Source organism: Streptomyces sp. NPDC048506 (assembly GCF_040651315.1).
GTDB lineage: Bacteria > Actinomycetota > Actinomycetes > Streptomycetales > Streptomycetaceae > Streptomyces.
In genome coordinates this window covers 36574-44755 of sequence record NZ_JBEZIX010000067.1, presented here as the reverse complement: position 1 = coordinate 44755, position 8182 = coordinate 36574, and the positions used below count along the sequence as shown (strand labels likewise).

Genomic DNA, 8182 nt, shown 5'->3' with positions numbered 1-8182 from the left:
CCTCCAGTACCGGCCCGACACCCTCGACGGCTTCATAGCAGGAACCGGCCTCGCCCTCGACATCCCAACATCACCCTGACCAGCCGAAGTCAGTAACGCTCCCCTGCCACAGGGCGAACAATTCCATGACCCGGACCCGCAACACTGGCCGGAGGTACGACCGATGGAGCCTGCCGTGCTGCGTCCACAGCCGGTCCTGGCCGGGACGTTGTGCTTTGGCCTGGCGCTGCTGGGTGTGCGCGGTGTCGGTGGGCGCTGTCGCCGGTGTCGATGCGGGGCTTCAACTCGCGATCGTTCACGGGGCTCCGCTGTTGATCCCGGTGGGGCTCCTCCTCAACTGGGTGGTGCGCACTGAGCGGCTCAAGGGGTTGGCTCCGCCGATGGCACTGTGAATGTTTACTGCCGGCGCTTCCCAGGCCCCGGGGCTCCGTTCCACCGCGGCAGCCGGTTACGCTCCACCGCCCCCTCCAGCTCTTCCGCCCAGCTGCGTACACCACTCACAGGCAACGACCGGGAAGAGATGGCGATAGGACATCCTGATCTACAGGCCCGCCGGGCATTCCGGGGATACCACCCAGTCGCCGTGAGCCCTGCGCCCAGGACGTGGTCGGCGACCAGCCGCTCGACCTGGCCGGGGCGGAGCCGGCGGGCCTTCGCCACCGGTTGACCTGCCCGTTGAGGTACGCAGGGGAGACCGCCGGTCACAGTGCCGCGCCAGCGCCGGCAGGGTGGGCGACGTGAGGCCGGCTTGCACGCATGGAGCCCTCGTCGACCTGCCGTCACGTCAGACTGCGTCCCTGGTTGGCAGCTGGCGGGGGAGGGGGGACAGGGAACTGTGCGGCTTGCTGCTGACGGAAACGTTCGAGCAGCTCCAGGTTCTTCCGCTGCCAGTTCTTGATGTAACGGGGCCCGATGACGGCTGCTGTGAGACACAGGAAGCCGCCCACGATCGCCAGCACAGTGAGTGCCAGGGAGCTGCGGGCAAGCCAGGCGAACGGAAGGAGGACGGCGGCGGCGACGCAGCAGCTGATGATGAGCTGGGATGGGTGCCAGCCCTCGTATGCCTTGAGGTTCCTGCGAACCCGCGCGGCGCGCTCCGGATGGATGTACGCAGGATCGTAGGGCATCGTCACAACCCAAGGGGGTGCGTAGGGAAGCCAGCTGCCTGTGGACTGCATCCGTGCCAGTGTGGCCATGGCCCGACGCCTTGCCGGTGGGCTGTCGTCGCGGGTCAGCGTCAAACGGAAGTCGCCGCCACGTCCATAGGACTCGTATCCGTCGAGTTCGTATCCGAGCTCTGAGCCGATCCACACAGCGCGGTCGGCCCGGGAGGTCTGGAAGCCGCTGAAGGTCAGTTTCACCGTGGGCCGTCCGTCGAAACGAGCGACTATGTCGGCGTCTTGCATATGAGGCCGACCTCCTCTTGCAGTAGTGCCGCTTTCGTTGCTCCCGGTGTGCTCCCGGCAGCAGTTCTGACGTGTCAGTGGCCGGTGTCATGTCAGCAGGCGGGCAGTGCTGCGCCTGTCCCGTAAACAGTGCCGGCTGTGCTGCCGACCGAGAAGTTACCGTTCTCCCCGGCCTCGCAGGCACGTGCGGGTCAACACTGGTGACCGGCGGTATCACCAGCTGCGCTTGTCACGCCGATTGGCGACGCTGTTCGTGGCGAAGTCGACCGACTTGGGGCCATTGTCGAAGGTCGTCGTCGCGCGCCGCCAACGGTGCACCCGCCAACCTGTCGTCTCGTCACCGCTCATGTGTGACGCTCCTGGTGGAATCCGGTAGTTATGGGCTCGTCGGTCTCTGCGGCGTTGTGCTGGTAAGTGCGCGGTTCGGCGGCGCTGTGTTCCACGTACCGCCGCAGGGCATTGAGTGACCCGACCATTACGTTGGACATTTCGATGTGCGCGGATATGAATTCCTCGGATTCGGCCGACTGGCCGGACCTGTCATGCTTCACGTCGGAGTCGGTGTTTTCCGGGAACTGCCCGATATGCCGTTCCGGGGTCGGCCTGTGTGCTTTCTTTAAGGTCTCTGCCACTCTCGCCAGTGTCGCCGCATCCACTAACGAATCATTTTCTGGCATGGGTATCCCCCATCTGCTGCAATGAGCGGCGAGTGTGCGGTGCCAAAAATGGCCATGGCAACGGATCCTAGAAGTGCGGTGATCTTGACGAAGGTGGCCCTGGGTGTTCTTGTCGGAACCTTTATGCCGAGAGTGCTGCATACGGCCGGGTCCAGTTGTCGGGGCGCGCAGGGGGTGGGCGCTGTGCGCCGGCGCAGGTCGGAGGAAACAGGCTGCTGAAGCGGTCTGCGCAGCTGGGGTGCCCGAACGGCTCCTGCCAGGTCGCCGCATGCGCTTCTGGTGGCGGCCTACTCGTGCTCGTCCGCAGCAAGGCCTCGTACGTGCGCGGTTGGCCTCATCGCCGCCTGCACGGTCTTCCCTGGTCGTCCGCCAAGGAGGCGCGTCACGGCCCTGTCTGTTGCGCTGGTGAAGGTGTGTCCCCGACGCGCGGAGTGCCTCCGGGCGCGGGAGTCGGCCAGGGTTCGTCGTCAAGCGGCGGTGGACTCCATGGCGTGGGATCAGGAGGCGGCGCGAAGGGACCCGCATGCTTCTGCATGAGCACCATCATCATCACCGCGAAGATCAGGCTGATCACGATCAGCGCAAGTCCCACGGGGTTGTTGGGGTTGTAGACATACCGGTTCGTTCCCCACGTGCTCCTCTTGAAGACCGGCTCATCGTCATTCTCCATGGTCTGGTTCCTCAGCAACTCTCAGCAACTCGGGGCGACATCAATGGACCAGGGGTGTTGCGCAAGGCAGGGCAGTGGGTAAGTGGATTGCCGTCAACTGCGAGAAGTGCAAGTGCTGGGCTTGCTTCCTCGACCACGATACGCCGGCTCCTGTGCAGTGAAGTGGTTTTGCAGGGGGCAGGGCTGCGCTGACCAGGACCGCAGTCGTCGGTGTTCGCAGTGCTGTGCCTCCTCGGCCTCATCGTTTCGGTGCTGCCGATGGGCCGGGTGAAGGGGCTGGCCGCGTTGGTGCTGTTCTTTGTCTTCGTCCTTCCCCTGGCCTCCTTGGCTGCCGGGGCCGGCGCCTATGAGGGATATCTGCTCGAGCGCGATGGCCGGACTGTGCGGGCTGAGGTCGTCGGCACGTACACGGTGCAGGGCAGGAACAGGTCCGTCGGCTATCTGAAACTGGCGGATGCGCACGGCAGGGCGGTCCCCGGCTCCGCCATGCCGTCACGCGGCGTGGGGGCCGAACGCGGCGACAGCATCTCCCACACCCGTGCGGCCCGTATTGCAGGGGAAGAGGGACTGCGGGCTGAGGTGTTCGGCAACGAGGGGCGCCGGTGGTTCGCCGAGACCGTCGTTGAGGACGTCATCCCGGAGTGACCGGACTGCAACGGCATGCCGTGCCGCTGCCTCCAAGGAGAAGAGAGCTACCGCACCAGAGGAGAACTTCCAACGAACGTCCAGCCCAGGACACGGGATCGCACTTGTCCGATCGGATGGTGGCGCGGATCGTGCTGCCGGGATGGCTGTCCTCCGTCCGAGCCGCATCCCGGGCAGGGCGTGGTCCCAACGGCGGGGAAAGTGGCGAACTCCTGCCCTCCGGCACTGCGGGTAGCCAGCCGCGGCGGTTCGCCCTGATGCGCCCCCGCACCGCCCGTAAACGCAGAGGAGTCCGGCAGACGGACGCCCGAGCGCGGAAGGCCTCGGCAAACGAGACGGCGAAGCCACCCACCCTGCCTCGCCCCTCAACTCCCCCTGCATAAAGAGTCCAACAAGAACGTGACAAGAAATCTTCCGGCCAGTCTTCCAGTGATCATCTTTCCTTAGGCTCGGCCAGCACGACGGTCCTCACCACGATGCCGGAACCACGGCAGCATGATGCCGTCGGCGGTTTCGGGAGTGATAAGGGGTGACTCATGTCTGAAAACGAGTCGTTCGTGGATGCGGCGGCTCTCTCCAGGCTGTCGAAGAGCTTCGAGAGCCACGGTTCGGACCTGGAGAGCTATATCAAGGAGTTCCAGGGGATGACCGACGCCGAGGTCATTCATGACGGATTCGGCGTTCTCACCGAATCCGAGGAAGTCACCTCGGCATACATCGAGATGTCCACCGACATGGTGGAGACGCTGAACGAGCTGCGCAAGCACCTCGACCAGATCAGCCAGGGGCTGCGCCAGGTTCAGCAGAACGCCACGGCGACGGACGAGTCCTTGTCGACCGGTTTCGACCAGGGGCGTCACGCATGAGCGGTGACGAGTCCGTAGCGGAGCAGGTCTTCGAGGCCGGCCTGGAGATCATCAATCCTGGCGGTGATCCGGACACCCTCCGCGCGGCTGCCAAGGGCTGGCGGGACCTCCACGACAACCTCCAGTCCATGTTTCAGGCGCTGGACCGCGACGTGCAGCGGACCCTGGATTCCGGGTGGCGAGGTGCGGCGGCCGACTCCTTCGCGGAACACTGGAAGAACCTCAATGCGGGGATGGACAAGTCCCTGCCGCAATTGCCGCAGGCGGCAAAGAGCCTTGATGAGGCGGCAGATGCCATTGAGGAGATCAACGACGAGATCCACGAGATCTACCTGGAGATCGGTATCTCCATCGGTATCTCGGTCGGCATGTCCTTTCTGACCATGGGCTTCTCGGCGGCCGCGGGGGCCGCCCGAGCAGCCCAGCTGGCCGCCCGGGCCGCCAAACTCGCCAAGACGCTCGGCACCATCCTCCGAAAGGTTGGTCAGGCATTCAAAACCGTCTCCCGGCTGGCGAAAGAACACCGCTTTCTGAAGAACGTCCTGGTCAACTGGGCCAGCAATACCGGCGGCACCGTCATTACCAACACCCTCACCGGGCAGGACACCAACTTGTGGGACGCGACATGGCAAGGCGGCCTCTCGTCCCTGGCCGGTACCGGACCCGGGCTCGCGGTCGCCCGCGGACTGGGCAAAGTTGGCCGGCCGCTGCTCGGTGACATAGCGGGCGGCGCAACGGGAAGCATGGTCGGCGGGCTTGCTGTCGATGGGACGAAGAACCTCGACAACGACCCGTCGAACGACGTCAGTGGTCGCGACATGCTGTGGGATCTAGGGGTCAACGGGGTCGGCGGTGGTGCGGGAGGCGCTGCCGTACACGGTGCGAACACACAGCTGCCACCTGGCCGGGAGGGCCCGCACTTCGCGGTCGAGGGTCCGGCCCAGGGAATCATCTACGGTGGCGCCGGAGCCATCGGCAGCGAGCTGCACAACGCCATGTTCCCCCCGGAGGACGCGACGGAGAGCAAGGCCGCCGACACGCCACAGGGCCCGAAGAAGGGGTCAGTGAAGGACGTTTTCGGGTGAAGGATGTTTTCGGATGAGAGAGCGGGACCGTGGAACCGCTGTGGCGTCGGTGCTGGCGTGGGCCGGCGCCGCGGCGTTCCTGATCTGCCTGCTGGTGCGGAAGGTCGCACCGTATCCGCGCTGGGATCTGCTGGCATGTCTGGCGTTCTCCGCTGTGGCGTTCCTGGCGTGGTGGCTGCGGGCGACCGGACGGTGGAGTTCCCGGCTGGGATGGGCCGGATCCCCGGCACTCGGGCCGAAGCAGGGCAGCTGGTGGTGGCCACCGGCGCGCGGCATATACACGACACTCGGTGTCTGGGCTTTGTTCATGCCACTCGTGCTCCTGGGTCTTTCGACGCTGGACAACACTCCTCAACTGGCAGCCATTACCCGGCACGACTACCGCATCGCACCCGTCACGATCACGAAAATCCATCACTCACACCGGAATCGGTCCAAGACCGGTACGACGTACATATCCGTGGTCACCGTCGAGGCTCCGGGACCCGCCAAGCACGGCAAGGCACTGCGCTTGAAAGGGACGGTGACCACACCCGACCGGTTGACTACCGGTCACCGGCTCACGGGTGGGCTCTACGCCCCGGATGCCCCGTCCCTGGGAATCATCCTGAACGGCCGTGAGGAGCTCGCTTCCCTCGTGGGAGGCCCGGCCGCACCGCGCGAGATTGGCCTCCTGGCCCTCGTCGGCGCCATCCCCATTGCCCTGTTCCTCGTAGGGGTCAAGTCCGGGGCCGAACCGATGACTCTCCGGTCCGTGCTCGGCGACAGACCGGGGCGCAGGCTACGTGTCCACATCGCGGGTGCGGCCGCCGGACAATGCCTCGCGGCACCCGATCCCAAGAAGTCCTCCCGCGACCCCCATACCAAGCTGTCCCCCGCCCTGCGCCTTTCCTCCCCCGAAGGCACACGTGAGCTGTTCATCGACCGGTGCCTGGACCCGCAAGCTCTTGCCGCAGCCCTCGAAGGCCGGGCCGGGTGGCTCTACTGGGCGCCACTTGAGGAGCATCCACCGGACTGGTGTGTCAGGGCCCTGCTCGTCCTTGACGACGACCGGTACGTCTACGGGCTGACTCCCCCGGGAAGTGCTGCGGAGCTTCCTCAGGGCGAGCCGGTGGACGGTCCTCTCCCGGACGCCCGTCCGCTGCGCGCGGTCGGACCGTACGCGCTGTGGCAGCCGGCCGTGCACGGACCGGGGATGTACGGGTTCGGGCTCGGCTTCCTCGCCGTATGCCTGATCGTCGCCGGGGTCGGCTACGACGGTGGGCAACTGTTGGGCACGTGTTTTGCGGCGGCCGTGGGAGGACCATTGGCGGGGTTCCTGCTGATTCAGCGGCGGCGCACGGTCTCCCTGCGGCGGTTGGCGGGCGAGCCGGGCTGAGACGGCGGAACGGGCCCCGGCTCGCGGTAACCACGGCGTCGAAGGTGACCAAGAGGAAGAAGCGTATTCGGGTGAGGGAACGAGATCGCGCGGTGGCGGCAGCCGCCGCGGTGGCCTGGGCGGGCGCTGCCGCGTTCGTGGTCTGTCTGGTGGTGCGCATGGTCGCCCCGTATCCGCGCTGGGATCTGCTGGCGTGCCTGGCAGTGTCCGCCGCAGCGGTCCTGACGTGGTGGCTGCGGGCGCGCAGCGGGCTGGCAGACGCGGAGCGCACGGTGTCCGCCAGGGTCCGGCCCGTCCCGGTGGAGCGGCGTAGGACCCGGTGGTGGCCCGAGAGCCGGTCCGCGCTCGTCGTACTGGCCCTGGTGGCGCTGACGCTCCCGTTGGTCATGCTGTCCTTCTTGACGAAGGAGAGCACGCCACAGCTGGCCGCCATCACTGCCCATGGTCCGCGTATCGGGGAGGTGACCATCACTCAGGTCCACCACTCCGTCCTGAAGACCGGCAGGAACTCCCGGCAATACGAGTCCGAGGTCGCGGCGACCGCCCTGGGCGGCGGCCGGTCGGGGAAGGAGACGCTGTGGCTCGAGGGAACGGTGAAGACCCCCGAGTCGCCGCGCCCGGGCGACCGGTCCCCGGGCCTGTACGCTCCGGGCGACCCCGCTGCCGGGGTCATCATGGACAGCCGCGCCGAGCTGCGCTCGCTTCTCGGCGGGCCCGCCGGGCCGCGGGAGCTCACGGTGCTGGGGATCAGCGGCTCTTTTGTTCTGCTCTGCGTCGGAGGGGCCTTGTGCACCCGCGTCGTCACCCGCGGCTCGGTGGGCGTTTTCGGTGCCGGTAAAACCCGGATGCTTCGGGTCCGCATCACCGGCGCCGGTGCGGGCAACCGGCTCTTGCGCCCCGCCTCTCTCGACACCGCCCGGCGCCCCATGCCGACCCTGACGCCCTCGCTGCGTCTCGCCTCGTCGAGCGGAGGCCGTGATCTGCTGCTCGAACGGTGCCTCGACCCCGTCCCGCTCGCCGCGGCGTTCAAGGACGGCCAGGGTCGGCTGTACTGGACGCCCAGAGAGGGAGACCGGCCCGAATGGTCCGCCCCCGCCCTGCTGGTCCTGGACGACGGCCGGTACATACGGGGAGCGACACTCATCGGTACGCCCTCGGACGCCGCGGCGGGTGAGCCGGTCTCCGGCCCCTTCTCCGATGCGAAAAGGAGTCGCCCTGTGGGCCCGTACGCGGTGTGGCAGCCACAGGTGCACACACCGGGCGCTATCTGCTTCGGTGCCGCCTTCCTCGCCGTGGTGCTGCTGGTATCGGGGATCGGACAGGACAACGGGGTGCTGCGCACCGCGTGCCTTCTGGTCGCCGGGGCCGGGCCGCTCGTGGGGGTGCTGGCGATCGGGCGTCGGCGTACCCGCTATTTGCGCCAGTTGGTGCAGCAGACATGACGGAGACGGTCGC

The 8182-nt window shown here is 66.9% G+C and carries 9 protein-coding genes; 5 read left to right on the top strand and 4 right to left on the bottom strand.

All coding sequences use genetic code 11. The features are described from left to right. Positions 1-779 precede the first annotated feature (779 nt). From AB0C96_RS37685 to AB0C96_RS37670, 4 genes are all read right to left on the bottom strand, one after another. Complete coding sequence (locus AB0C96_RS37685) at positions 780-1406, bottom strand: hypothetical protein (protein WP_362924116.1); 627 nt, start codon at positions 1404-1406, stop codon at positions 780-782. A 213-nt stretch (positions 1407-1619) separates the two neighbouring features. After that, positions 1620-1754, bottom strand: a complete 135-nt coding sequence (locus AB0C96_RS37680; RefSeq protein WP_362924114.1) for a hypothetical protein — start codon at positions 1752-1754, stop codon at positions 1620-1622. Continuing rightward, positions 1751-2038: a hypothetical protein gene (locus AB0C96_RS37675; protein ID WP_362924113.1), complete on the bottom strand. Its 288-nt coding sequence runs from the start codon at positions 2036-2038 to the stop codon at positions 1751-1753. Before AB0C96_RS37675 ends, AB0C96_RS37680 begins: the two co-directional genes overlap by 4 nt. Before the next feature lie 427 nt (positions 2039-2465). After that, entirely contained in the window at positions 2466-2753 is a 288-nt protein-coding gene (locus AB0C96_RS37670; protein ID WP_362924111.1) for a hypothetical protein, read from the bottom strand. 210 nt (positions 2754-2963) lie between these two features. Between AB0C96_RS37670 and AB0C96_RS37665 the strand changes: the two genes are divergently transcribed. The 5 genes from AB0C96_RS37665 (at position 2964) to AB0C96_RS37645 (ending at position 8169) form a co-directional block, all read left to right on the top strand. Further along, positions 2964-3398: a hypothetical protein gene (locus AB0C96_RS37665; RefSeq protein ID WP_362924109.1), complete on the top strand. Its 435-nt coding sequence runs from the start codon at positions 2964-2966 to the stop codon at positions 3396-3398. Between the two features lie 536 nt (positions 3399-3934). Then, positions 3935-4264 (top strand): hypothetical protein, encoded by a 330-nt coding sequence (locus AB0C96_RS37660; RefSeq protein WP_362924107.1) that lies wholly within the window; start codon positions 3935-3937, stop codon positions 4262-4264. Beyond that, complete coding sequence (locus tag AB0C96_RS37655) at positions 4261-5349, top strand: WXG100 family type VII secretion target (protein ID WP_362924105.1); 1089 nt, start codon at positions 4261-4263, stop codon at positions 5347-5349. The genes AB0C96_RS37660 and AB0C96_RS37655 overlap by 4 nt, the downstream gene beginning before the upstream one ends. Before the next feature lie 13 nt (positions 5350-5362). Further along, positions 5363-6727, top strand: coding sequence for a hypothetical protein (locus AB0C96_RS37650; RefSeq protein WP_362924103.1), 1365 nt, complete (start codon positions 5363-5365; stop codon positions 6725-6727). 71 nt (positions 6728-6798) lie between these two features. Beyond that, positions 6799-8169: a hypothetical protein gene (locus AB0C96_RS37645; RefSeq protein WP_362924101.1), complete on the top strand. Its 1371-nt coding sequence runs from the start codon at positions 6799-6801 to the stop codon at positions 8167-8169. The last annotated feature ends 13 nt before the right edge of the window (positions 8170-8182 follow it).

What these genes read in the sequence shown, in the direction of transcription:
- AB0C96_RS37655 (WP_362924105.1), top strand. Translation starts at nt 4,261, where the DNA reads ATGAGCGGTGACGAGTCCGTAGCGGAGCAGGTCTTCGAGGCCGGCCTG.
- AB0C96_RS37680 (WP_362924114.1), bottom strand. Translation starts at nt 1,754, where the DNA reads ATGAGCGGTGACGAGACGACAGGTTGGCGGGTGCACCGTTGGCGGCGC.
- AB0C96_RS37660 (WP_362924107.1), top strand. Translation starts at nt 3,935, where the DNA reads ATGTCTGAAAACGAGTCGTTCGTGGATGCGGCGGCTCTCTCCAGGCTG.
- AB0C96_RS37650 (WP_362924103.1), top strand. Translation starts at nt 5,363, where the DNA reads ATGAGAGAGCGGGACCGTGGAACCGCTGTGGCGTCGGTGCTGGCGTGG.
- AB0C96_RS37685 (WP_362924116.1), bottom strand. Translation starts at nt 1,406, where the DNA reads ATGCAAGACGCCGACATAGTCGCTCGTTTCGACGGACGGCCCACGGTG.
- AB0C96_RS37670 (WP_362924111.1), bottom strand. Translation starts at nt 2,753, where the DNA reads ATGGAGAATGACGATGAGCCGGTCTTCAAGAGGAGCACGTGGGGAACG.